23 protein-coding genes and 1 tRNA gene are annotated in these 23,822 nt (G+C 37.4%); 13 read left to right on the plus strand and 11 right to left on the minus strand.

Annotated features, from left to right (window positions below):
* Positions 1–126 precede the first annotated feature (126 nt).
* On the plus strand, positions 127–1,002 hold the full coding sequence (gene hchA, locus RMB06_RS02940; RefSeq protein WP_311078232.1) for a glyoxalase III HchA: 876 nt from the start codon (positions 127–129) through the stop codon (positions 1,000–1,002).
* Between the two features lie 13 nt (positions 1,003–1,015).
* On the opposite strand, the gene RMB06_RS02945 is transcribed toward hchA, so the two are convergent.
* A tRNA-Arg gene (locus tag RMB06_RS02945) sits at positions 1,016–1,088 on the minus strand.
* Positions 1,089–1,398: 310 nt separating this feature from the next.
* Between RMB06_RS02945 and RMB06_RS02950 the strand changes: the two genes are divergently transcribed.
* Positions 1,399–1,653 carry a TIGR03643 family protein gene (locus tag RMB06_RS02950; protein WP_002116175.1) on the plus strand — a complete coding sequence of 85 codons (255 nt, stop codon included), beginning with the start codon at positions 1,399–1,401 and terminating at the stop codon, positions 1,651–1,653.
* 102 nt (positions 1,654–1,755) lie between these two features.
* Here the strand turns inward: RMB06_RS02950 and RMB06_RS02955 are convergent, their stop codons facing one another.
* Positions 1,756–3,135 carry an amino acid permease gene (locus RMB06_RS02955; RefSeq protein WP_031946772.1) on the minus strand — a complete coding sequence of 460 codons (1,380 nt, stop codon included), beginning with the start codon at positions 3,133–3,135 and terminating at the stop codon, positions 1,756–1,758.
* A 378-nt stretch (positions 3,136–3,513) separates the two neighbouring features.
* Here RMB06_RS02955 and prpF point away from each other — a divergent pair, with 378 nt between their 5' ends.
* The 3 genes from prpF to RMB06_RS02970 all read left to right on the plus strand — a co-directional run bounded on the left by prpF (position 3,514) and on the right by RMB06_RS02970 (position 6,203).
* The gene (prpF, locus tag RMB06_RS02960; protein ID WP_311078235.1) at positions 3,514–4,701 is read left to right on the plus strand and encodes a 2-methylaconitate cis-trans isomerase PrpF; all 1,188 of its coding nucleotides are present in this window, start codon (positions 3,514–3,516) and stop codon (positions 4,699–4,701) included.
* A 164-nt stretch (positions 4,702–4,865) separates the two neighbouring features.
* Complete coding sequence (locus RMB06_RS02965; RefSeq protein WP_311078237.1) at positions 4,866–5,777, plus strand: farnesyl diphosphate synthase; 912 nt, start codon at positions 4,866–4,868, stop codon at positions 5,775–5,777.
* Between the two features lie 57 nt (positions 5,778–5,834).
* On the plus strand, positions 5,835–6,203 hold the full coding sequence (locus RMB06_RS02970) for an MmcQ/YjbR family DNA-binding protein (protein WP_086265299.1): 369 nt from the start codon (positions 5,835–5,837) through the stop codon (positions 6,201–6,203).
* Between the two features lie 70 nt (positions 6,204–6,273).
* Here RMB06_RS02970 and RMB06_RS02975 read toward each other — a convergent pair whose 3' ends face one another.
* The 4 genes from RMB06_RS02975 to RMB06_RS02990 all read right to left on the minus strand — a co-directional run bounded on the left by RMB06_RS02975 (position 6,274) and on the right by RMB06_RS02990 (position 9,335).
* On the minus strand, positions 6,274–7,128 hold the full coding sequence (locus RMB06_RS02975; RefSeq protein ID WP_032006515.1) for an SPFH domain-containing protein: 855 nt from the start codon (positions 7,126–7,128) through the stop codon (positions 6,274–6,276).
* Positions 7,129–7,156: 28 nt separating this feature from the next.
* Positions 7,157–7,618, minus strand: a complete 462-nt coding sequence (locus tag RMB06_RS02980) for an NfeD family protein (RefSeq protein ID WP_086265300.1) — start codon at positions 7,616–7,618, stop codon at positions 7,157–7,159.
* 105 nt (positions 7,619–7,723) lie between these two features.
* Positions 7,724–8,641: a patatin-like phospholipase family protein gene (locus tag RMB06_RS02985; RefSeq protein WP_014207516.1), complete on the minus strand. Its 918-nt coding sequence runs from the start codon at positions 8,639–8,641 to the stop codon at positions 7,724–7,726.
* Between the two features lie 67 nt (positions 8,642–8,708).
* Complete coding sequence (locus tag RMB06_RS02990) at positions 8,709–9,335, minus strand: lysophospholipid acyltransferase family protein (protein ID WP_069141422.1); 627 nt, start codon at positions 9,333–9,335, stop codon at positions 8,709–8,711.
* Positions 9,336–9,463: 128 nt separating this feature from the next.
* On the opposite strand from RMB06_RS02990, the gene RMB06_RS02995 reads away from it, so the two are divergent.
* The 6 genes from RMB06_RS02995 (at position 9,464) to RMB06_RS03020 (ending at position 16,455) form a co-directional block, all read left to right on the plus strand.
* Positions 9,464–10,723: an MFS transporter gene (locus RMB06_RS02995; RefSeq protein WP_311078245.1), complete on the plus strand. Its 1,260-nt coding sequence runs from the start codon at positions 9,464–9,466 to the stop codon at positions 10,721–10,723.
* A 73-nt stretch (positions 10,724–10,796) separates the two neighbouring features.
* Complete coding sequence (locus RMB06_RS03000; RefSeq protein ID WP_086265301.1) at positions 10,797–10,988, plus strand: hypothetical protein; 192 nt, start codon at positions 10,797–10,799, stop codon at positions 10,986–10,988.
* A 273-nt stretch (positions 10,989–11,261) separates the two neighbouring features.
* Positions 11,262–12,578 carry a DcaP family trimeric outer membrane transporter gene (locus RMB06_RS03005; RefSeq protein ID WP_309171702.1) on the plus strand — a complete coding sequence of 439 codons (1,317 nt, stop codon included), beginning with the start codon at positions 11,262–11,264 and terminating at the stop codon, positions 12,576–12,578.
* Between the two features lie 180 nt (positions 12,579–12,758).
* A complete protein-coding gene (locus RMB06_RS03010; protein ID WP_311078249.1) occupies positions 12,759–14,408 on the plus strand; it encodes a phosphoethanolamine--lipid A transferase in 1,650 nt (549 codons plus the stop codon).
* Between the two features lie 14 nt (positions 14,409–14,422).
* Entirely contained in the window at positions 14,423–15,097 is a 675-nt protein-coding gene (locus RMB06_RS03015; RefSeq protein ID WP_002116411.1) for a DNA-binding response regulator PmrA, read from the plus strand.
* A 23-nt stretch (positions 15,098–15,120) separates the two neighbouring features.
* Entirely contained in the window at positions 15,121–16,455 is a 1,335-nt protein-coding gene (locus RMB06_RS03020) for an ATP-binding protein (RefSeq protein ID WP_311078251.1), read from the plus strand.
* A gap of 1 nt (position 16,456) precedes the next feature.
* Here the strand turns inward: RMB06_RS03020 and RMB06_RS03025 are convergent, their stop codons facing one another.
* The 3 genes from RMB06_RS03025 to RMB06_RS03035 form a co-directional block, all read right to left on the minus strand.
* Positions 16,457–17,164, minus strand: a complete 708-nt coding sequence (locus RMB06_RS03025) for a phosphatase PAP2 family protein (RefSeq protein ID WP_311078254.1) — start codon at positions 17,162–17,164, stop codon at positions 16,457–16,459.
* A gap of 139 nt (positions 17,165–17,303) precedes the next feature.
* A complete protein-coding gene (locus RMB06_RS03030) occupies positions 17,304–18,491 on the minus strand; it encodes an ammonium transporter (protein WP_311078256.1) in 1,188 nt (395 codons plus the stop codon).
* Positions 18,492–18,793: 302 nt separating this feature from the next.
* Entirely contained in the window at positions 18,794–19,678 is an 885-nt protein-coding gene (locus RMB06_RS03035) for a LysR family transcriptional regulator (RefSeq protein ID WP_311078258.1), read from the minus strand.
* Between the two features lie 115 nt (positions 19,679–19,793).
* Here RMB06_RS03035 and RMB06_RS03040 point away from each other — a divergent pair, with 115 nt between their 5' ends.
* Together RMB06_RS03040 and RMB06_RS03045 are read left to right on the plus strand one after the other, a co-directional pair.
* Complete coding sequence (locus RMB06_RS03040) at positions 19,794–20,699, plus strand: AEC family transporter (RefSeq protein WP_309164966.1); 906 nt, start codon at positions 19,794–19,796, stop codon at positions 20,697–20,699.
* Positions 20,700–20,793: 94 nt separating this feature from the next.
* A complete protein-coding gene (locus RMB06_RS03045; RefSeq protein WP_309164965.1) occupies positions 20,794–21,813 on the plus strand; it encodes a molecular chaperone DnaJ in 1,020 nt (339 codons plus the stop codon).
* An 85-nt stretch (positions 21,814–21,898) separates the two neighbouring features.
* On the opposite strand, the gene RMB06_RS03050 is transcribed toward RMB06_RS03045, so the two are convergent.
* Both RMB06_RS03050 and RMB06_RS03055 read right to left on the minus strand, forming a co-directional pair.
* Positions 21,899–22,561: an HNH endonuclease gene (locus RMB06_RS03050; protein ID WP_130119542.1), complete on the minus strand. Its 663-nt coding sequence runs from the start codon at positions 22,559–22,561 to the stop codon at positions 21,899–21,901.
* Positions 22,554–23,783, minus strand: coding sequence for an AAA family ATPase (locus RMB06_RS03055; protein ID WP_130119543.1), 1,230 nt, complete (start codon positions 23,781–23,783; stop codon positions 22,554–22,556). The genes RMB06_RS03050 and RMB06_RS03055 overlap by 8 nt, the downstream gene beginning before the upstream one ends.
* Positions 23,784–23,822 lie beyond the last annotated feature (39 nt).

The following is a 23,822-nucleotide window of genomic DNA, read 5'->3' on the forward strand; positions in this document are numbered from 1 at the left end:
AAAAATTGCCAAATTCTATTGTCAGATTGCACCAGTTCTATAACTTCACCTATAAATTGAGTAAGAAATAACAATTGGTTCTTACCTTATTATTTCTTTCCATACTGATGAAAAAGGATAGTAACAATGAATACCGCAAATATTGATGATAAAAATCCTACTCCAGATTTGGCTGAAGATAATGCCTTTTTCCCATCACCTTATTCTCTAAGCCAATATACTGCTCCTAAAACAGATTACGATGGCACGACTTATTCAACTCCCTATGCAGGCAATAAAAAAGTTTTAATGATTGCAACTGATGAGCGTTATATCCAGATGCAAAACGGTAAGTTCTTCTCAACAGGTAACCATCCTGTAGAAATGCTTTTACCGATGTTTCATTTAGATAATGCTGGCTTCGAAATTGATATTGCGACACTTTCAGGAAATCCGGCCAAACTTGAAATGTGGGCAATGCCAAAGCAAGAACAAGTGGTGTTAGACACCTTTCAGAAATATGCAGATAAATTAAAAAATCCATTAAAGCTAGCTGATATTTTAGAAAACGTAGTCGGCGAAAACTCGCCATATGCGGCTGTATTTATTCCGGGTGGGCATGGCGTATTAGCTAAAATTCCACATAGTCTTGAGGTAAAGAACGTCCTTAAATGGGCGGTTGAACAAGATAAATTTATTATTACGTTATGTCATGGTCCAGCTTCATTACTGGCTGCGGCAGTAGATGAACAGCCAGAAAACTATATTTTTAAAGGCTATCAAATTTGTGTATTCCCTGATTCATTAGATAAGGGAGCAAATATTGATATTGGTTATATGCCGGGGGGTTTGCCTTGGCTAGTGGGAGAAAACCTTGAAAAGCTCGGTGTCAAAATTTTAAATAAGGGCATTACAGGCCAATGTCATAGAGACCGTAAATTGCTAACTGGCGATAGTCCGCTTGCTTCTAATAATTTAGGAAAACTTGCAGCTGAAACATTGTTGGCTGAAGTGAAGGATTAACGTATTAAGTATGTGCGCCCTGCGGGACTCGAACCCACGTCGGTCGCTTAGGAGGCAACTGCTCTATCCAGTTAAGCTAAGGGCGCATAATTTTATGATTATAAACAAAAAAGCTATTGCGAAGGCAATGGCTTTTTTACGTTTTAGGTATTAAAACTTTTGCCATAGTGGGCAATAAAGATAAAGTTGAACCATTCAATGGTTTTGAACACTTATGTCTTGTAGAAAAACAGTTTAGAAAGCTAAAAAATCACAAAAAATTCATGTTGATCTTTCTATGATCTGAAGCAAAACACGAAAAGGTTTAAGACAAGCAATCGAGTAGGTGAAGTTATTCCTAGAAGGTTGTTTGTTAAAAATCAGATTTGGCTATCGTATAATTCAAAAGGGCATAACATGAAAAAAATTGATGAACAGGACTTATCTAGAATTATTGAAATGGCATGGGAAGATCGCACTCCATTTGAAGCGATTGAGCGAGAGTATGGCTTAAGCGAAAGCGAAGTTATTCGTTTAATGAGATACAACCTAAAAACCAATAGTTTTAAACTTTGGCGTAAACGTATGGCAGGGCGTAAAACTAAGCATCAGCAATTACGTTCACCAGAGGTTGAACGAGCTTACTGTTCTCGTCAGTATAAATATGCATAACTTCTAATTTTATTGTCGATGAAATTTTAATACTTACAACGCGTAATTTTCTAATGATGAATAAAAAAAGCCATTGTCTAGACAATGGCTTTTTAGATTTATTTATTCTTCAGGATTCTCAATGGAATCCAGTTTTTTAGGATTTAAATAGTCAAAAAGTACAAGCATTGCCGTAATCCAAATAGGGATCATCATTACTGACTCTTTGAAGCCTTGAGTCCACATAATATAGAGAACCACAGCAATAAACGCTAAAACTAAGTAATTACTAAAAGGTGACCATAACGCTGGAAAAGATGTCTTAATATTCGCGTGCTTAACAAAGCGTCTATACTTCAAATGAGTAATTGATATCATTGCCCAGTTTAGAACAAGTGCACCAACTACAACATACATGAGATGTCCAAGGGCATCTTCAGGTACAAAGTAATTTAAAAGAACGCAACCAAAGATTAATAAAGCAGAAAGCAGAACAGCGGGAATAGGAACACCCTGTTTATTGGTTTTTGCAAAAACTTTTGGTGCATTCCCTTGTTGAGCGAGACTGTAGAGCATACGGCTATTTGCAAACATCCCACTGTTATAAACAGATAGCGCAGCAGTTAAGATAATAAAGTTAAGTAAGTGTGCAGCCCAACCAATTCCCATTTGGCTAAAAATCATAACAAATGGACTTTTGTCGAGACCGCCAAGATCTAATTGGTTCCATGGCACTAATGAAAGTAAGATTGCCAATGAACCGATATAGAAAATCAAGATACGGAAAACGACTTGGTTAATTGCTTTTGGAATGGTTTTTTTCGGATCTTTTGCTTCTGCTGCGGCCATACCAATCAATTCAATACCACCAAAGGCGAACATCAAGAAAGCCAACATATAGAAGAGGCCGCTAAAGCCATTTGGAAAAAATCCACCATGAGACCAAAGGTTACTAAATGAAATATTTGAGCCTACATCTGCTGTAAATAGCAAATAGAGTCCAAAAACAATCATAGAGATGACCGCAGCAACTTTGATAATAGCGAGCCAGAATTCGGACTCACCATAAAATTTGACGTTTGTTAGGTTAATTGCCGTAATCACGACAAAGAAAAATAAGACAGACGTCCACGCTGGAATATGAGGCCACCAATAATTAATATATTTGGCCACTGCGGTGAGTTCGCTCATCGCAACCAGAACGTAGAGTATCCAATAATTCCATCCAGTTAAAAATCCGGGAAATTTCCCCCAGTATTTATACGCAAAATGGCTGAACGATCCTGCAACAGGTTCTTCAACAATCATTTCTCCCAGGTGGCGCATAATTAAAAAAGCAATTAAGCCACCAATGGCATATCCTAAAATAATGGATGGTCCCGCAGATTGAATCACTTGCGCCGAGCCTAAAAATAATCCGGTACCAATTGCTCCACCCATAGCAATTAATTGGATATGTCGATTTTTTAGTCCTCGTTGAAGTGTAGAAGATTCGTTGGTCAAAGGTCTTCACTCACTATGAATAAGTAAATTATTCTAATAGATGGAGTTATTTTAGCCTAGACTACAAATTAATAAGCAGTGACTGAAAAGTAATTATAAAAACAATTTAAAATCATAATCTTGCTTTTAATATTTCTATTTCGAGTGAAAAGTACTCTAAAAAATATAATTTCAGATAGACTTTTTTTCTTAGATTTTGCTTAGATTAAGTCATTGCAAGAGCATTGTTAAATTCACAAAATATGCTCGCGTCAATACGATTGATGTATAAAGCAGATCGCTATCTCTTGGCCTTAAAACAATTTAAGATGAAGAGAAGGGTAAACAAGAATGCTTGTTTTGATATAGAAGAACATAATAGTAAGGATAACAGTTGATATGAGCTCAGTACCGCAAATTAAAATTCCAGCAACTTATATGCGTGGTGGAACTAGTAAAGGTGTCTTTTTTAAACTTGATGATTTGCCAGAAAGAGCTCAAGTTGCAGGTCAAGCAAGAGATCAGCTGTTACTACGTGTCATTGGTAGTCCGGATCCTTATGGAAAACAAATTGATGGAATGGGTGGTGCTACTTCGAGTACGAGTAAAACCGTTATTCTCGCGAAAAGTTCTCAGCCAGATCATGATGTTGATTATTTGTTTGGTCAGGTTTCAATTGATCAAGCTTTTGTAGATTGGAGTGGTAACTGCGGTAATTTGACTGCGGCTGTTGGTTCTTTTTCGATTTCAAATGGTTTAGTTGATGCCGATCGTATTCCGGAAAATGGCCTCTGTACCGTTCGAATCTGGCAAAAAAATATTCAAAAAACCATTATTGCGCATGTGCCTATTACCAATGGACAGGTTCAAGAAACTGGAGACTTCGAACTGGATGGGGTGACGTTTCCTGCCGCTGAAGTTCAAATTGAGTTTTTAGACCCAGCCGATGACGGTGAAGACGGCGGTGATATGTTCCCAACAGGGAATGTTGTTGACCAATTAGATGTTCCTGATATTGGCCGTTTCCAAGCGACATTCATTAATGCAGGTATTCCAACTATTTTCTTAAATGCAGAAGATTTGGGTTACCAAGGTACAGAGCTACAAGATCATATTAATAGTGATGCAGCAGCACTAGCACGTTTTGAAAAAATCCGTGCCTATGGTGCGGTACAGATGGGTTTGATTAAAGATATTTCAGAAGCGGCTGCGCGTCAGCACACACCCAAAATTGCTTTTGTTTCTAAACCGAAGAGCTATACGGCATCAAGCGGTAAAAACGTTTCAGAGAGTGATGTTGATTTACTGGTTCGTGCTTTGTCGATGGGTAAACTTCACCATGCCATGATGGGCACAGCAGCAGTAGCAATTGGTACGGCAGCTGCCATTCCGGGTACATTAGTAAATTTAGCAGCTGGCGGTGGTGAACGTGAAGCAGTACGCTTTGGTCATCCATCTGGGACATTACGTGTTGGTGCTCAAGCAGAACTTACTAATGGCCAGTGGGTTGTTAAAAAGGCAATTATGAGTCGTAGTGCACGCGTGTTAATGGAAGGTTGGGTACGCGTTCCGGGTGACAGTTTCTAAAAGTCACTTAAGAATCAAAAAAGCCTCTCCACTTTGTAGAGGCTTTTTTACATGGGCCTTCGAAAACTCATCACGCACTTTTCACAGTGAATCGTGTATGATGTAGCGCATGAATGCTTCAAGACATTCAATAAAATTTCTCTACTGATTTTATCGAGGCGACTGTGTCATCACTCTCTCAAGTTAATGCGGATGTTTTAAAACAAGCTCAACAACGTATTCAACAAGATTTATTGACGACATTGGCCGCATTTTCAATTCCAGAGCCTTTAAAAAGTGCAGTACACCATGCAGTCATGCTTGGTGGAAAGCGTGTGCGTCCAGCTTTGTGTTATGCCACGGCCTCTTTACAGCCAAATCCGAATTTTGCTGCGGCTCGCCGTGCTGCTGTTGCAGTTGAACTTATTCATTGCTACTCACTAGCGCATGATGACTTGCCTTGTATGGACAATGATTTACTGCGTCGTGGTCAGCCGACTTGCCATGTTGCGTTTGGTGAAGATACTGCTTTGCTTGCAGGCGACATTTTACAATCAATGGCTTTTGAGGTTTTAGGAAGCCGTTTGTTCGATGAACAAGGCCAGGGCACCGATGCCGCGATTGTATTAAAACAAATGCAGATTTTAGCAACTGCCAGCTCCAAAATGGTCTGTGGACAGGTATTAGATTTGCAAGCTGAAGGTAAGCAAATTACTCAAGACGAACTTGAAAATATCCATCGCAATAAAACTGGTGCGCTCATTCAGGCGGCCATTATGATGGGTGCAGTGACTATCTTCTCTGGAACAGATCAAGCAATTCCAAAGTTGCGTCAATATGGGCAGACGATTGGTTTGGCTTTTCAGGTATTAGACGATATTCTCGATATTACTTCGAGTACTGAAACCTTGGGTAAAACTGCTGGTAAGGATGAGCAAGTACAAAAGTCGACGTACCCAGCCTTAATGGGGCTCGAACAAGCAAAGGCCTATGCAAAAGAATTGCATGATCACGCTTTTGAAGCCTTAGCTCATTTTGGTGACGATGCAAAAGAATTAGTAGATATCTCACAATTTCTTTTAGCACGTACCAATTAATAATATTAAATCAATATTCGTGCTTCTATTCATATTCAATGAATAAGGGAGAAAAGAATGAATGGTGCTCAGCTTCATCAAACTGCAATTGAAATCGCGCGTAATCTTCCCTTTAGTCAACAGACCCATCCATTTGGGCCAGACTATGAAGTTTTTAAAATTTTAGAGAAAATGTTCATGTTGACCGCAGAAGTCGCTGGCGTCAAAATGGTTAATGTTAAATGTGATCCCTATAAAAGTCAGGAATATCAGGAACTCTATTCATTTATTATTCCGGGATATCACATGAATAAAAAGCACTGGATTTCGATTACACCGCATAAGAACTTAACAAGAGATTTACTTCAAGATTTAATTCGCGACTCTTATGATTTGGTTGTAAAAAAACTCCCTTTGAAAGATCAGAAAAGATTAAAAAACCAATAATATAAAAGATAAAAAACGGCGACATAGTAGTCGCCGTTTTGTTTTCAAATACTTATTTAAAGTAAACACATTAATTATGTTTTCCCATAATACCGCGAATTGTATTTAAAACATCGGCAGGTAAAACCACAGTTTTAGCATTGCTTGATTTCGCCATATCTTGCATCGCTTTCACATATTGTTCACCTAAAAGGTAAGCAACAGGAATCTCTTTATCACCAACCGCACTGGTTACCATTTCAATTGCTTTTTGAGATGCTTCTGCTAAGACCACTTGAGCTTCAGCATCACGTCGAGATGCTTCTAAACGACCTTCTGCACTTAAAATAGCAGCCTGTTTTTCACCATCGGCTTTAGTAACGGCAGCACGACGTTGACGCTCTGCCGCAGCTTGCTCTTCCATAGCGGCTTGCATGGTATGAGAAGGTTGAATATCTTGAATTTCAACAGTTTTTAAAGTAATACCCCAATCTGAAATATCATCAGAAATCGCAGCTTTGAGCTTGGCTTTAATATGATCTCGTGAAGACAATGCATCATCTAGATCCATTTCACCTACAATAGAACGTAACGAAGTTTGTACAAGGTTTTGAATCGCCCATGTATAGTTTTCAATACCATAGACCGCTTTTTCTGGTGTGGTTAAATTAATGTAGGCCACTGCATTCATTAGTAATACGGCGTTATCACGTGTAATTACTTCTTGAGATGGAATATCAAGCACAATATCTTTCGTGGTAATTTTATATGCCACTTCATCTACATAGGGAATCACAAAATTAAGCCCAGGATTAAGTGTCGAATGGTATTTACCTAAACGTTGAACAATCCACTTATAACCCTGAGGAACAATACGTACCCCTTTAAAAATGGTGACAGCCACAAAAGCCAAAAAAGCTAAAACAATAATAGTACCGACTGGCATGAAAATACCCTCTCTTTATCTTTAATGTTTATGAAGTACCGTGGGACTGGACAATTAAGTCATTACCCGAAATATCAATAACTCTCACTCGATCACCGACTTTGACCGGATTAGTGCTTCGACAGTTCCATTCATCAGCCCCTAAAATAGGCATTGGAAAGCGAACAATAATTTGATCATGATCAAGACCGGTTTGAATCACCATACCAATTTGACCAATAGTCGCTTCACGGGGTAATCCCGCTTTAGTTTTATCAATTGATAATGGTTTAATAAATTTGAACCAAAGAATGGTGCATAGCACTGACAGAACTATCCATAATACAATTTGCGTTGTGAGGCTAATATCTGGAAATAACCAGTAGAGAAAGCACACCATAATGGCGGCAATACCAAACCAAAGCGCGGCAAAGGCGGGTAGAATCAGCTCGGAAAGAATAAGTAATATACCCAATACAAACCAGTGCCAAGGTTGTATAACAAACTCCATAGATCTGCTCTTTTATATATCTTTATGATGGGTAAAAGTGACTTAATATCACTTTTACCACTGTAGCAGATGATGGGGAGTGTGGATAGAAAAAAACCACCTCAATTAGAATTTAGGGCGTGGTGCAGGCTTAAATGCAGCTGGAGATTTTTTGAAGTTTGCAATTGCAGTTTCAACTTGGCGTATTTGCGCTTGAGCAGCTTTTTCACCTTCCAAAATTGCCTGATTACTTGATTTGAGGTCAAGAGTACCTAGATGACCAACTTTAGGTTGAATCACTACATTAGCTTGCTTGAGTTCTTCATTAATACTTTGTTGACCCATGATATTAATGGTTTGATCAAGTAGTCCCCACATATTGGCTGGGCGATTCCCTGCTGGACGTGCAGAAATATCAACCGCAATCACAATATCTGCACCCATATCACGAGCTGTTTTAACGGGAATAGGGCTAACTAATCCACCATCTACATATTTCTGTTTGCCAATAGTTGCAGGAACGAACACGTTGGGAATACTGCACGATGCACGAACTGCTTGCCCTGCATTACCTTTAATAAAGTCAGCTTTTTGACCATTATCAAGGCGTGTTGCAACCGCTGCAAAACGAATGGGGAATTTCTCAATTGGTTTGTTACCCACGTTACGGTTCACGTAGTCCTGTAACTTTTGTCCGAGAATAATACCCTGACGATTCAGGGTTAAATCACGGATATCTGACTCTTGTAATTTCAAAGCCAGACTTTGCAATTGATAAGGCGTTTGTCCACTTGCGTAGATACTTCCAACAAAGCTACCGGCACTGGTACCTGTGACAATTTTAGGTTTAATTCCGTGAGACTCTAAAACCTTGATTACACCAATATGTGAAAATCCTTTTGCTCCACCGCCACCTAAAGCAAGTGCAATCACAGGTTCACGGGCTTTCATTGAGGTTGTCGGTGTTGGTGTTTTGCTAAATTTATCACAGCCAAAGAGTGCTAGAGAGATAAATCCAATACTGGCAAATTGAGCAATTTTCATCTTTAAAAAATAATCTACATCGAGATAAATGAAGAGGGCTCATAAGACCAGATTTGTTCATTTTTTGCTAGGTTTTTTTCACTAGATTTTGTAAAGGTTCAGCAAGCCAATTACGATTTTTCGGTGAAATTTTTCCTTCATAACGCTCAAAAATCTTTTCTAAATCTTCTTCATAGTTGCCGCTTGGATTTAAGTGCCCTAAACAGTGAATAGTCTTATGATCATAATCAAAAGAAAACATGACAATGGGAATATGAGCTTTTGCAGCAATATGGTAAAAACCACTTTTCATTTTTTTTGCTTTCTTACGTGTGCCTTCGGGCGCCATTCCAATCCAGATCTTGTCATAGTTTTGAATGGTTGCAACGACTTGCTCCGTAAGTCCATTGGCAGTGTCACGTTTAACAGGAATGACTCCAGCCCAATCTAAAGCTCGTTTAAACGGTGGTTTAAAAAGGGCATCTTTACCTAATACCGTAATTTGAATACCTAATCCAAAAATTGCAAGAAAGCCATACCATCCATCAATATTGGAAGTATGGGGGGAAATAATTGCCACTGCTTTTGGAAAATTAGGAACTTCGCCTTCAATTGTCCAGCCTTGCGCTAAAAAAAGTTTTTTAAATAGTGCTCGGCTTAAAGCAGTACCGCGTTGAGGCACCAAATCAGGTAAATTAGGGAAATGTTGATCCATATTTTTTTAAATTTTAACTTGTCCTAGTTTTATCTTAATCTTTTGAAATATATGCTTCATTGGCAAAATGTAAGAACAAAATGACATTTGATGTTATTCCTCATTAAACAAATAAAAAGTAGGTTTCTATGGTACGGCAGCAAAATCTTTATCTTCTGCTATTTTCCTTATATTGGGCACAAGGACTGCCTGTTGGGTTCATGACGCATGCTTTACCCGTGATCTTAAGGGCAGAAGGAGTATCCCTCGCCCATATTGGTGGCTTTGGCTTATTAATGTTGCCGTGGTCAATCAAGATTTTTTGGGCGCCGTGGGTCGACCGACATGCACTTTCCCGTCTAGGGCACTACCGTAGTTGGATTTTACCTACCCAGTTTCTGACTGTGGGTGTGCTGTGCATTTTGTCTTTTTTCCCCGTTCAAGCTTTAGATCAACCTATTTATTTATTCGCCTTTTTTATTTCACTTCTTTTTATGAATTTAACAGGAGCAACACAAGACATTGCTACCGATGCTTTAGCAGTCAATTTGTTGAAACATGACCAGCAGCATTGGGGTAACACATTTCAGGTGATTGGTTCGCGCTTAGGGTTTATTGTGGGGGGAGGCGCCGTACTTTGGTGCTTAGACTGGTTAACATGGCAACCCACTTTTTTGCTATTAGCAACTTTAGTATTTTTAAATACTTTACCTATTTGGTTATTTAAAGAACCTCAACATACTTTTCGTTCAAAGCGCGAGCTCAAACTTAATCAACTAAATCTAACCACAAAAATTAAGGCTTATTTGAGTTACTTTTCTCAAAATAAAGAACTCCGTTCTTGGTTAGTGGTGCTGATCACTTTTAAAGTAGCAGACGGCTTAGCTGGGCCATTACTCAAACCTTTAATGGTGGATATGGGGCTAAGTTTTACCCGAATTGGTGTTTATATCACGATGCTAGGTGCAGTAGCCGCACTCGCTGGAGCGGCAATGGCAGGGGGAGTACTTAAGTACTTTTCAAGACCAACAGCATTAATTGTTTTTTCAGTTTTTAAAATTATGAGTCTAGGAGCCTATGCTTATTTAGCCTATGCCTATGAACAAAAAAATCAGTTGAATGTCTGGGTTATCTATACAGTCAATGCTTTAGAAGATGCATTCTCGGCAATGCTGTTAGTGGTTATGTTGACTCTAGTCATGTATTACAGTCGAAAAGAATATGCGGGGACAGATTTTACGTTTCAGGTTTCAGTCATGGCGACTGTGAGTGGTCTTCTTTATAGTTTTAGTGGGGTGATTGGAGATGTGCTCGGTTATTTCCATTATTTGATAGCTATTGTCATTATTGGAGTGCTCAGTTTACTGCCTATTTACTTCTGGAAACATGCGAAACTACAGGAAAAATAAAGTTAACTAAATGAAATAAAGAAACTTAATGTCGATTAAGTATTAATCTAAGTGTGCTCTAATACATTTGTCTATGTTTCTTAAAATGTATATTTTTAGCTATTTTAATGCTCAATTAATTGTGCCATCTTGTTTGAGTAGCAAATGGAAGCTAAAAGGAGAAAAAATGGATTTGGATAACAATAAAAATCATGTGAATCAATCAAAATGGACAGAAAAATGTTCAATTAGATTGGTTATTAGCCTAAAGTCTAAAAAAGAATAATGAAATAACGATTTAATCATTCTATAAGATAAGAGAGTTGTGTAGGATTCGTTACAACATGAAGTTAAGGTAAAAATCTGTAAGACAAAGTATGTTTTTTATGTCTTTGGTTATCGGTTTTTAGTCTTACACAACGTTGAAATTGGTTTTGGTTGCGGTAATAAAATTAATGTAACCAATGTGGAGGAGAGTTGATTTTTTAGCCCCTAATTTAATGGCGTAAATCAACTTGGCATGGATAGGCAACATAAAATATATTTTTAGGAGTTTTTGATGGATCTATTCCTTAATCGTAAATCTTTCGTTATTAAAAGTTTAGCTCTTACAGTAACAGCTTTAATGATGAGTGGGGCACATGCTGCGACTTCCGACAAAGCGGAAATTCAACAGCTTCGTAAAGAAGTTGAAGCGCTTAAAGCTTTAATTCAAGAACAACGTCAAGTTCAGCAACAACAACAGCAAGTACAGCAGCAACAGCAAGTACAGTTAGCAGAAGTTAAGGCACAACCTCAAGCTGCTGCGCCAGTTTCACCTTTAGCATCATTAAAGTCTAAAGCAGGTGCTGATGTGAACCTATATGGTTTTGTTCGTGGAGATGCTAACTATATTATTGAAGGTGCAGATAATGACTTCAATAAAGTAGCTGAGTCAAAAGGTGAAGCGACTGATAAAATTCGTGCTACAGCGAAAACGACTCGCCTTGGTTTAGATTTTACTGCTCCAGTAAGTAATGCCAAAGTAGGTGGTAAAATCGAGGTTGACTTTGCGGGTACGAATGATGGATTACGTATTCGTCATGCTTACTTAACGTATAACAACTGGTTATTCGGTCAAACAACTTCAAACTTCTTGTCTAACCATGCACCAGAAATGATCGATTTCTCGACAAACATTGGTGGTGGTACAACGCGTGTTCCACAAGTACGTTATAACTATAAACTTGGGCCAACAACTCAATTGTTTGTAGCTGCTGAAGAAGGTGATAGCACTGGTCTTTCTGGTACAAAAGATGCAGATGGTGCTTGGGTAAATGACAGTATTAAATATAGCTTACCAGTCTTAACTGCCAAAGTAACTCAAGGTTATGCTGATGGAAAAGGTAATGCTTCAGCTCGTGCATTAGTTGAAAACTATAAATCAAAAGCTGGTGGTGACAACCAAACTGGTTGGGGTGTTGCTGTTGGTACCGACTTTAAAGTATCTGATCCTTTAAAACTCTTTGCTGATGCATCTTATGTGGTAGGTAATAGTAACTATCTATACGGTAGTAATAAGGCCTATACAATTGTAGATGGTGATATTGAGCAAAATGAATTTGTAGCTGTACAAGTGGGTGGAACGTATAAGATTTTGCCTAACTTACGTTCTACATTAGCGTACGGTGCTCAGTTCTCTGATGATGGTACTGATTATGCTAAAGCATATGCAGCAGGGAATGAAAAAGTTCAGCAAGCATGGATTAACTTTATCTATACACCAGTTAAACCAATTGATTTAGGTGTTGAATACGTAAACGGTAAACGTGATACATTTGATGGTAAGTCTTACAAAGATAACCGTGTTGGTTTAATGGCTAAATATAGTTTCTAAAAACAATATTTAGTTAAAAGCTCACAAGACGAGGTTAAATTTAACCTCGTCTTTTTATTATACAAAATTTAAAAAAGTAGCATGTATTAACGTCTTTGAATTAGATCATTTTTTATTTAAGTCATTTTTAAGTTTCCATTTCTACAGTAAAGCATCATAAAAAGATTGTAGTCACCCAAGATGCTGAATTTTTTTTCCACTTTAAAAAATAAACAGATTTCACTGTTTATGTTTAACTTTATTATAGCCAGTTGGTTAGGGGCAATTCTAAATATTGGTTTTTATCGCCAAGTCCATCTTTTAACTCCATATTTTGGAATAAAGGCTATTCTATTTTTAGCTGCTACTGTACTTATTGTGGTTGCTGCTTATTATGCGGTTTTACAGATTTTAAACTGGAAATGGACCGCTAAAATTTTTGCAATTTTACTGGTCGTGATTGGTGGTTTTAGCTCTTATTTCGTGAATACCTTAGGCGTAATTATCTCGCCCGATCAGATTCAAAATATGATACAAACCGATGTATCTGAAGTTTCTGATCTAATTTCATTACGTTTTGGACTCTGGACAGTTTTCTTTGTTGTTTTACCTATTATTTTAATTACTCAGGTAAAACTTAAAAGAGAAAAAACATCTCATTTATTGTTGAAAAAAATTAGTTCAATCATTGCTTCTTTCGCAATCGTTGGTCTTTTGCTATTTGTTTATTATGTTGATTTCGCAGCGATCTTTCGTGAGCATCGTGATCTAAAAGGTATGATTTCACCTCAAAATAGTATTTCATCTTTAATGTCTTATTATCATAAAAAGGCACCTAAGAAGAACTTGCCATTAATACACTATGGTGAAGATGCTCATCAAATTCAGCAAGTACAAAGCAACTTGCCTAAATTAATGGTTTTAGTTGTAGGCGAGACTGCACGTGCAGAAAGTTTTGCATTAAATGGTTATTCGAAAAATACGAATCCGGAGCTTTCTAAACAGGAGGTTTTGAATTTCTCGCAAGTTAGCTCATGTGGTACAGCAACAGCTGTATCGGTTCCATGTATGTTCTCTGGCATGCCACGTGTTGACTATGATGAACAACTTGCAAGTCATCGTGAAGGTTTATTAGACATTGCCAAGCGTGCGGGCTATCAAGTGACTTGGATTGATAATAACTCTGGGTGTAAAGGGGCTTGTGATCGTGTGGAGGAATACCAAATACCAGAAAAGTTAAAGCAAAAATGGTGTAAAGATGGCGAATGCTACGATGATATTTTAATTGATAGCTTAAATGAGTATTTAGCGACTATTCCTAAAGAAGACATCCGTCCGCGACTCATTGTTTTACATCAAGTCGGAAGTCATGGTCCAGCCTATTACAAGCGTGCGCCTGCCCAATATCAACCGTTTAAACCGACTTGTGACACTAATGCGATACAGGGTTGCTCTCAAACGGAGTTATTAAATAGTTATGATGACACGATTGTATATACAGACCATGTATTAAGTCAGATCATTAATAATTTAAAAGATCTATCGAAATATCAAACAGGTTTATGGTATTTATCTGATCATGGTGAATCAACTGGTGAACATGGTTTATATTTACATGGCTCACCGTATGCAATTGCACCGAGTCAACAAACGCATGTACCAATGATGATGTGGTTTTCTGATAAATGGAAACAACATAATCTTGCACAAGTAAGTTGTTTAAGCCAACAAACTAAAGAAAAGTTAAGTCAGGATAATTTATTCCCAAGCTTATTAAGTTTGTTAGATGTAAAAACTCAGGTCATCAACCCTCAACTGGATATGTTGCACTCTTGTGCTCATGTGAATTAAAGCGAGCCTAAAACATGACAAAAATCTTGATGATTGAAGATGATTTTATGATTGCAGAGTCAACAATAACGTTGCTGCAATATCATCAATTTGAAGTGGAGTGGGTTAATAATGGCTTAGATGGCCTAGCCCAGTTGGCTAAAAATAAATTCGATTTAATTCTTTTGGACTTAGGGCTACCGATGATGGATGGCATGCAGGTCTTAAAGCAAATCCGCCAAAGAGCTGCGACTCCTGTTTTAATTATTTCAGCACGAGATCAGTTACAGAACCGTGTTGATGGCTTAAACCATGGTGCAGATGATTACTTGATCAAACCATACGAGTTTGATGAGTTACTCGCTCGTATTCATGCGCTATTACGCCGTAGTGGGGTAGAGGCTCAGCTTGCAAATCATGAGCAGCTTTTACAAAGTGGTGATCTGGTTTTAAATGTTGAACAGCACATTGCTACCTTTAAAGGACAGCGTATTGATTTGTCTAATCGTGAGTGGGCAATTCTGATTCCTTTAATGAGCCACCCAAATAAAATCTTTTCTAAAGCAAATCTTGAAGATAAGTTATATGATTTCGATAGTGATGTGACCAGTAATACGATTGAAGTATATGTGCATCACCTGAGAGCTAAACTCGGGAAAGACTTTATCCGAACTATTCGAGGATTGGGTTACCGTTTAGGGCAATCGTAACTTAATTTTGGAACTTCTTAACAGTGCATTATTCATTAAAAAAACGACTGATTTGGGGCACCTCAATTTTCAGTGTCATTTTAGGTTGTATATTAATTTTTACTGCTTATAAAGTTGCACTGCAAGAAGTTGATGAAATTTTAGATACGCAAATGCGTTACTTGGCTGAACGAACAGCTGAATATCCATTGAAAACGGTAAGCAGTGAGTTTGATTTTCATAAAACTTATCATGAAGAAGACCTGTTTGTAGATATTTGGGCTTATAAAGACCAAGCCCATTTATCACACCATCTCCATTTATTGGTTCCACCTGTTACACAAGCTGGCTTTTACTCACATAAAACCAGTAATGGCTTAATCCGTACCTATGTTTTGCCATTAAAGGATTACCAGATTCAGATTAGCCAGCAAGAAAAGGTTCGTGAGGCTTTTGCTTGGGAACTTGCAGGTAGCATGTTCATTCCATATTTGATTATCTTACCATTTGCTATTTTTGCTTTAGCTGCAATTATTCGCCGAGGTTTAAAGCCGATAGATGACTTTAAAAATGAACTGACTCATCGTGACTCAGAAGAGCTGACGCCTATTGAAGTCTCAGATTATCCTCAAGAACTGCTACCTACAATTGATGAAATGAATCGTCTTTTTGAGCGCATTTCTAAAGCACAAAATGAGCAGAAACAGTTTATTGCAGATGCAGCCCATGAACTCAGAACTCCTGTGACTGCTCTAAATTTACAAACCAAGATTTTAATTAGTCAGCTTCCTGAGCATGAATCGCTGCAAAATTTGAGTAAAGGATTAGCGCGTATTCAGCATTTGGTGACACAGCTTTTAGCGCTAGCTAAGCAGGATGTTTCTTTAAGTGTGATTGAGCCAACGAGGGCTTTTCAGCTTAATGATGTCGCTTTGAATTGTGTTGAACAGCTTGTTAATTTAGCTATGCAAAAAGAGATCGACTTGGGCTTTGTTCGGAATGAACCAATTGAAATGCACAGTGTTGAGCCAACTGTTCATTCAATTATTTTTAACTTAATTGATAACGCAATCAAATATACGCCTCATGAAGGGATGATTAATATTTCAGTTTTCACAGCTACAGATGGAGATGCCTGTATACAAATTGAAGATAGCGGCGCGGGGATCGACCCAGAACATTATGATAAAGTTTTAAAACGTTTTTATCGTGTACACCACCACCTTGAAGTGGGCAGTGGTTTAGGTCTATCCATTGTTGACCGAGCAACTCAACGTTTAGGTGGGACTCTGACACTAGACCGAAGTTTAGAGCTTGGTGGACTTTCGGTCTTGGTTAAACTTCCAAAGATTTTACATGTTTACGAAACAAGAACTTGATTTATGCAAGTTCTTGTTTGATTTGTTTCTCAAATTCAAAGCGGTGAATACAAACGGCGTAAAATAAAATATTTACCGCCCAAACGACCCAACCTGTCCATAAATTATGACTTAGGAAATGTGCTCCACGCATCATTTGTGCCCATCCCATCATAAAGCCTAATAGAATGCCTGCAATGAGATAAAAATAGGCACGTTTCGGTTGTTCAAGACGATAAACAAAATAACCTGTCATTAAAATAAAGCCAGCGCTTGCATGGCCGCCCGGAAAACAATGCCCATGTTTCGCAGTAAAATCCCATACATAACTTAAAGCAGTCGGATGAACCATATTCCAAGGGCAGGCATGAGCTGATTGTGATTTTAATAAGCCAACTATACCGCTACCAATCATGCTCACAAAAAACATATAACCATATTGCCAGCGATAAAGCTTTAATTTCTCAATTTTAAATGACGCAAGCCATAGGCCAAAAAAGATGACATAAATACCAGTAATGATCTGTTTTACAATTTCATGATTAAGTCTTTCCAGATACCAATTGTCTCGATTGAAAAAATGACCTGTTGAATCAATCCAAGGCTGGATGAGGTACATATCAATTTTCCCACCCACTGGAAAAACGATTAAAAGCAGGAAAAAACTGAAAAACAGAAAAATGATATTAATTTGGAAAAATTGTTTTTGTTGATTCATGCCATGTAACATCAATTAGATTATGGGTAAAGGCATTACATAAAATAAAACTTAAATTGCTCTTAAACTATACTGAAGAAAGAGGTTCAATCTTCTTTAAAAAATAAAAAAGCGACGAGAAGTATCGTCGCTTTGAGCACTTTAGAAAGTATTAAAACATACCCTCTTCAGAGTTTGCCGAAATTTTATGAATAGACAAATCTGCACCACGAAACTCGTCTTCTTGAGATAAGCGAATGCCAATGGTCGCTTTAAGAATTCCATAAACAATAAAGCCGCCAGCAAGCGCAATGGCTATTGCGAGTGCTGTTCCGATGAGCTGTGAGATGAATGAGACACCTCCCAAACCACCCAGCCATTGTTGACCAAATAAACCTACTGCAATACCACCAAATGCGCCGCATACGCCGTGTAAAGGCCATACACCTAATACATCATCAACTTTGAGTTTGTTTTGAGTATAGGTGAATAGATAAACAAACATAGCCCCAGCTGCACCACCAATAACAAGTGCACTGATTGGATGAACAATATCAGAGCCTGCACAAATTGCGACTAAACCAGCAAGTGGCCCATTGTGTAAGAAACCAGGGTCATTTTTCCCAATCGCATTGGCTGTAATTGTACCGCCAACCATTGCCATGAGCGAGTTAATAGCAACTAACCCAGAAATAGCATCAACACGCTGCGCACTCATCACATTAAAGCCAAACCAGCCAACAATTAAAATCCATGAGCCAAGCGCTAAAAATGGAATAGAAGAAGGGGGATGAGCACTTACACGACCATCTTTCTTATAACGACCAGAACGTGCACCCAATAAAATCACAGCAGCAAGTGCAATCCAACCGCCCATGGCATGAACTACGACTGAACCCGCAAAGTCGTGAAACATTGCGCCAAAGGTTGTTTCTAACCACTTTTGCAGACCGTAGTTGCCATTCCAGACCATACCTTCGAAAAATGGATATACCAACGCAACTAAAGCGAGTGTGGCAATTGCTTGTGAACGCATTTTTGCACGTTCAGCAATACCACCCGAAATAATGGCAGGAATTGCCGCAGCAAAAGTGAGTAAAAAGAAGCAACGCATAAGGTTATAGCCATGATCACTTGATAAAACCGTACCATCATGGAAGAAGTGCTGGCCATAAGAGATGTAGTAGCCAACAAAGAAATATGCGATTGCAGAAAGGGCAAAGTCAGTCAGAATTTTACTAAGTGCGTTCACCTGATTTTTATGGCGAACCGTACCAAGTTCCAAGAATGCAAAACCTGCGTGCATGGCAAGAACCAAAACTGCACCAAGTAATAAGAAAAATAGATCTACATTTTGCATAGCATGCTCGAAAAAAGTGCTAAATTCCATTTTGGAACAAATCTGGGTCTGTAAATTGCACCAAAATAGATTTAAGGAATCTAAAAACCTAAGTTTGTCGAAACAAACTCAATTGCATAAAAGTGAATATGCAATAAGCGCACCAATTTGGATTAAATAAAGAGTTTTTGGCGATAAATGGTGCGTTGATTTGGTTAAAGGGGGCAGTTTTAGCGCTTTTTACGTTACAAGTCATCTAATACGCTTGTAAATTGTCCTGAAAGAGATCGTTATTAAATTTTTTAAAAATTATCTATATTCAATTAATGATCAGACCAAACCGATTGCGCGACTTCAATAAAAGCTTTCGCAGCGGGGCTCATGTGCTTTTTATTTTTGACTGCGAGGCCAATAGAACGTTTAAGGTTCGGTTTAAAAGGACGTTTAACTACATTTGGATAGAGTGAGAGTAACTCTTTGGTGAGCACCATATCAGAGACAATCGAAATCCCTAATTGATTGTGAACCATGCTAACGATACTTAGAATTTGTGAAACATAAAATTTGATGTCTGGTTTCACATTAAAGTTTTTTAAAATTAATTCGACCTGATGCCGACTACCCGCCATTGTCATAATAAAAGGGCAATTTTCTAGCTGGGCTGGATCAATATAGAGTTGTTGTGCGAGTGGAAATTGATTGGGAATTAAGGCAACAAAACGATCTTCAATTAATGGAAATGTATCAAAACGCTCATCTGGCATAATCAAAAAACCGACTTCTATGCGCCGTTCCAATAACCACTGAGCAACTTCTTTATCTTCGCCTTCATCAATATAAATTTCGATTTTAGGGTAGCGCTGCCGAAAGGTTTCTAAAATTTCAGGCAATAGATAAATAGATGATGAAGCACCAAAAGAGCCAATACGTAATGTTCCTTCGTTTAAACCATGGATGGCAGCCACTTCTTTTTCTAAGGTATCGGAAATACTCAATAGCTCTTTTACATGCGTAAGAAGCTGCTGTCCTGTCGTGGTGAGCTCAATATCACTCTGGGATCTTGAAATCAGGTTAATACCCCATTGTTGTTCTAATGATTTAAGCGCATGGGAAACTGCTGACTGAGAAATTCCCAACTTTTCTGCTGTAGCCGTAAAGCTTTTTAGTTCTGCAATGAGTGCGAAAATTTCAAGTTGGGTAAATGTCATGTTGTATTTGTTATGAGTAAAAACTCATTTTATCATGAGTTTTCATTATCTTTAATATATGAGTAAGTCAAGGTTATTGCCAAACAGCAAACCTCCACAAAACTCGAGTAAAGAAATGAATAGTATTGTTTTATCTCTTTTTCCTTTAGTTGCATTAATTGCATCGGGATACTTATTTAAAAAATATCGCTTTTTTAGCGATGAGTTTTGGGCTGGGGCAGAGAAGCTTAATTACTATATTTTATTTCCAGCTTTGCTTTTTAGTACGCTATCGACCGCGAAAATTGATTTACAAAGCTTGAGTACAGCCATTATTGCGATGGTGATTGTGGTCTTAGCTGTGACCGCCTTTTTATATATCCTCCGAATGTTTTGGCAGATACCACCTGCACGTTTTGGTGTGCACGTACAAAGTATGGTTCGCTTTAATACCTATATTGGTTTGGCTTTAGTCACTTCGCTTTTTAAAAGTGAAGGAATGGCAATACTGGCAATTTTATTGGCGCTTTGCATTCCGCTTGTGAACGTTATTTCGGTGCTTGCTTTAACTTCTAAAGAACACATGGCAATTAAACCTGTTTTGATTGCACTCCTTAAAAACCCTTTAATTGCATCGTGTGTAGTTGGGGCGGCAGTCAATGCATTGCATATCCCGATTTGGGAAGGATTTACTCAGTTTATTAAGCTTTTTTCAGTGTCGAGTTTGCCGTTAGGTTTGTTATGTGTTGGCGCAGCTTTACAGTTTATGCAAATTAAAAAAGACATTGTGGTATTGGCGGCAGACACGTTTGCACGACTTTTAGCAGTACCTGCTTTGGCTTACGCGGTCTGCATGTGGTTTGGTTTGCCAAGCTTACAAACTCAAATTCTAGTTATTTTCTTTGCGCTACCGACTGCTTCAGCTTCATACATTTTAACCAAAGTTTTGGGTGGCGATAGTCAGCTTATGGCAGCTGTGATTAGCTTTCAAACTCTATGTGCTGCCGTGACTTTGCCACTGGTGATTTGGTGGATTTCTTAAGATATAAATTTTAGGCCTCTTAACACTTAAAGAATGCTTGGCTACCTTCCTCATCTGATTATTGATACACTTTTTCTTTTTCAGGTGGATGAGTATGTCCTTTGATCTCAAAGTGAGCTTGCAGCAAAGGTCTGAACCGTCTGCACAGCAGAAAAAACTGAATCGCCTGATTAATAAAATAGAACAGCAAAAAGTTAGCCTAAGCACATGGCAAAATGCGCAAGCCGAGATTCAACAGCACATTCGGCAAAAACTGATGCCTGTGTACAGCGATTTGCATGTTGTGCTCTTTCAGCAGTTGGATCAACTCTGGAATATGTTGCATAGCCATGATTTTTCCAAAGCAGACATGCAACAACTAGACGAAAAAATTGCCCAGCTTGCACAAATGTTGAAGCGCTCCAAAATGTTGTCTGCTGAACAATTAGAGCTAGTGAAGCAGATCGATACCTTTTATCAGCAACATGCAGGGGAGTCGGTAAAAAAGAATAAGAAAGCTCAGTCAATAAAATTTGAATACCATGAGAGTGCTGAGCAAAGTGCAGAATTTGATGAAGACTTTGAACAGTATGCGGCTGAGCAACAACAAGCGCGAGAACAAGCCAAACAGCAAAGGCAGCAACAAAAACGCGAACAAGCTGAGCAGATGGCAGCTCAGTCGTTAAAAACAGTTTATTTAAAAATTGCCGCGATGATTCACCCAGACCGTGAGCAAGATGAAACCAAAAAAGAAGAAAAAACTGAGTTGTTCCAACAGGCAAGTCAGGCCTATGAAAAGCAGGACTTGTTCTATTTACTCAAACTCCAGTTACAGCTTGAACAGAATAAAGGGGTAGGCGCTAAAGAACTACCTGCCGAGCAGTTGCGGTTTTATAAACTTGCTTTAGATGCACAAAGTCAGCAGCTTGAAAGCCAAATTGCTGAGATTTTGGATTCTTTTCAGTTAGCAAAGAGTGTAAAAGTAGAACATTTACATATTAGTGATGTGTATAAAGCTGTAGATGTTGATTGTGCTGAGCTAAAGCAGCAGGTGAAATGGGAAAAGGAACGTTTAAAGCATATGAAAAAAGTGAGTGGGGTGGAGATGTTGTTGGGGCATAGTTTTTTAGTTTAAAAATCCCTCTCCTAAAAAAGAGGGAAATTTATGTATATATTACATATTTTCATCCTTATATAAGGAGAGGTAAATGAATAAAAAGTTAGTTTAAAACTTCGGATAAAAAAGGATCATTTTTAACATAAGTTTTCCAAAATGCTGAAAATGGATAGCTAGGTTTAAGCATATTATTTATTCTTTCTATTAACTCATCTTTTTCTTTTTGCAACATGCGATTTAGGCCATTTTTCAGTTGAAACCGTAAATTTTGTAAATATGCATGTTCTTCAAGAATTTTTTCTTTCAAATGTTGATGACTAATTTGCTGTATACCACTGTTCGCATTGTTATAACATTGGTCTAACAATTCGATTGTTCTATTTGTTAGTTCGAATAAAGCTGAATTATTTTCTAATGTGTTTTTTAGAACAATTTGACCATTAGGTACAGTAGGAGCTTGTAAAGAAATAGCTGTATCAACGTTATGGCTTTGATCACAACAGTTAAGCAGTTCATTATGTCGATGACCCTTAATCCCATTACAATGAGAACAAGCATAATAAAGATTTTCCCAATCTATTCTTAATTCTTCTGATTGATTCAGATGAGGTAAAAAATGTTCAACGTTGACATTACCAAAGTCAGTTTGTTCACATAGATAACATTTTGAGAAAAAATCTTTTTTTAATTGCTGAACAACTATTGGATCTTTATAGTTACTGTTAGTCCAAGTTTGAGGTCTTTCTGAACGAATAACATTAAACATCAAGATCTCCTAATTCTTGATTATCTAATAAATGATTTAGTGCTTTGAAATAGAAAGATTTTGACTCGACATCAAGCTGTTTCGCATATGGTGTAATATTTCGTAGAATTTCCCGAAGTTTTTCATAGTTATTAGGTTCACTATTTAAAATAGTGGAAATAGTTTGAACTTCTGTTTTCAATTGATCTGATTGGGTGTCTACATGAAATAGACCTTTGATTACAGATTCGTAAGAATAAAGACTTAAATCATTTTCAAAAAGCTCATTACTTGAAATATCATAAACTATAGTACTTTCATCTGTTGATGTAATAACAAATGGTGAGTGTGTACTAACTATAAATTGAACAGATGGAAATAAATTAGTAAAGAAAGGCAGTATTTTTTTTTGCAATGAGATATGTAAATGTGCATCAATTTCATCTATTAATACAATTCCTCGTAATTCTTCTGGAGAAATATCAAAAAATTCAGTACGTACTAATAAGTCTGCGAAAATATCAAAGATGGCTTGATATCCGGAGGATAAATTTTGGAAATCAAATTCTCTATCATCTAATTTAATTTTAAACTTCAAACTCTGTTCTTTAAATATTAATGTTGTTGAATCGTTTTCAAATAATAATTTTAAATTATTATCAAATTTTTCAAACCATGAATCTAGCTTTTTTAGTTGAGTACTGTCATTTCTTTCAAATGAGAAGGCTTTAGAAATTCTAATATTAATTAAATGTTGTTCTAATTTTTGTCCTAAATTAAGGGATTTATTTTGCTTGGCTGAACTCTTTTCTTGTTCAATTGAAGTTGAACTTGTTACTGATAAAATAGATGAAGTTCTCATGGCTTCAAATGATTTATAAATAGCTTTATTATTGTCGTATAGTTGTATTAGTTCTAATTCATTATCAATATTTAAAGTTAAGGCATCATTAGCTTGATCTATTCTGGCTTGGAAAAAAGAAAGCTGTTGTTTAGCATTGCTATGTTCATAGCTTCCTTCAGGATAACTTTGAAGTTGTGTTAAATAGAGTTTTACAGCATTTTGATCAGATTGATTTTGTTGTATTTGTTTAGAGAAGTGAAGATCAAGTTTTTCATTTAGCTTTTTTAAGAAACTCGTTTTACCACTTCCATTTTTTCCAGTAATAATTAAATTTCTTTTATTTAATGGAATATTTATATTACTAATTCCTGCATGTGGAATATTTCCACTTATACTCATTAAGTATTTCATATTTAAAAATTATAAAGGGCTGAATAA

It is taken from the genome of Acinetobacter sp. V104_13, assembly GCF_031798995.1.
GTDB lineage: Bacteria > Pseudomonadota > Gammaproteobacteria > Pseudomonadales > Moraxellaceae > Acinetobacter > Acinetobacter pittii.

Bases quoted from the DNA above. Each gene is read 5' to 3' on its own strand.
- hchA (WP_311078232.1), top strand. From the start codon at position 127: ATGAATACCGCAAATATTGATGATAAAAATCCTACTCCAGATTTGGCT.
- RMB06_RS02950 (WP_002116175.1), top strand. From the start codon at position 1,399: ATGAAAAAAATTGATGAACAGGACTTATCTAGAATTATTGAAATGGCA.
- prpF (WP_311078235.1), top strand. From the start codon at position 3,514: ATGAGCTCAGTACCGCAAATTAAAATTCCAGCAACTTATATGCGTGGT.
- RMB06_RS02970 (WP_086265299.1), top strand. From the start codon at position 5,835: ATGAATGGTGCTCAGCTTCATCAAACTGCAATTGAAATCGCGCGTAAT.
- RMB06_RS02975 (WP_032006515.1), bottom strand. From the start codon at position 7,128: ATGCCAGTCGGTACTATTATTGTTTTAGCTTTTTTGGCTTTTGTGGCT.
- RMB06_RS02980 (WP_086265300.1), bottom strand. From the start codon at position 7,618: ATGGAGTTTGTTATACAACCTTGGCACTGGTTTGTATTGGGTATATTA.
- RMB06_RS02985 (WP_014207516.1), bottom strand. From the start codon at position 8,641: ATGAAAATTGCTCAATTTGCCAGTATTGGATTTATCTCTCTAGCACTC.
- RMB06_RS02990 (WP_069141422.1), bottom strand. From the start codon at position 9,335: ATGGATCAACATTTCCCTAATTTACCTGATTTGGTGCCTCAACGCGGT.
- RMB06_RS02995 (WP_311078245.1), top strand. From the start codon at position 9,464: ATGGTACGGCAGCAAAATCTTTATCTTCTGCTATTTTCCTTATATTGG.
- RMB06_RS03000 (WP_086265301.1), top strand. From the start codon at position 10,797: ATGTTTCTTAAAATGTATATTTTTAGCTATTTTAATGCTCAATTAATT.
- RMB06_RS03005 (WP_309171702.1), top strand. From the start codon at position 11,262: ATGGATCTATTCCTTAATCGTAAATCTTTCGTTATTAAAAGTTTAGCT.
- RMB06_RS03010 (WP_311078249.1), top strand. From the start codon at position 12,759: ATGCTGAATTTTTTTTCCACTTTAAAAAATAAACAGATTTCACTGTTT.
- RMB06_RS03015 (WP_002116411.1), top strand. From the start codon at position 14,423: ATGACAAAAATCTTGATGATTGAAGATGATTTTATGATTGCAGAGTCA.
- RMB06_RS03025 (WP_311078254.1), bottom strand. From the start codon at position 17,164: ATGTTACATGGCATGAATCAACAAAAACAATTTTTCCAAATTAATATC.
- RMB06_RS03030 (WP_311078256.1), bottom strand. From the start codon at position 18,491: ATGCAAAATGTAGATCTATTTTTCTTATTACTTGGTGCAGTTTTGGTT.
- RMB06_RS03035 (WP_311078258.1), bottom strand. From the start codon at position 19,678: ATGACATTTACCCAACTTGAAATTTTCGCACTCATTGCAGAACTAAAA.
- RMB06_RS03040 (WP_309164966.1), top strand. From the start codon at position 19,794: ATGAATAGTATTGTTTTATCTCTTTTTCCTTTAGTTGCATTAATTGCA.
- RMB06_RS03045 (WP_309164965.1), top strand. From the start codon at position 20,794: ATGTCCTTTGATCTCAAAGTGAGCTTGCAGCAAAGGTCTGAACCGTCT.
- RMB06_RS03050 (WP_130119542.1), bottom strand. From the start codon at position 22,561: ATGTTTAATGTTATTCGTTCAGAAAGACCTCAAACTTGGACTAACAGT.
- RMB06_RS03055 (WP_130119543.1), bottom strand. From the start codon at position 23,783: ATGAGTATAAGTGGAAATATTCCACATGCAGGAATTAGTAATATAAAT.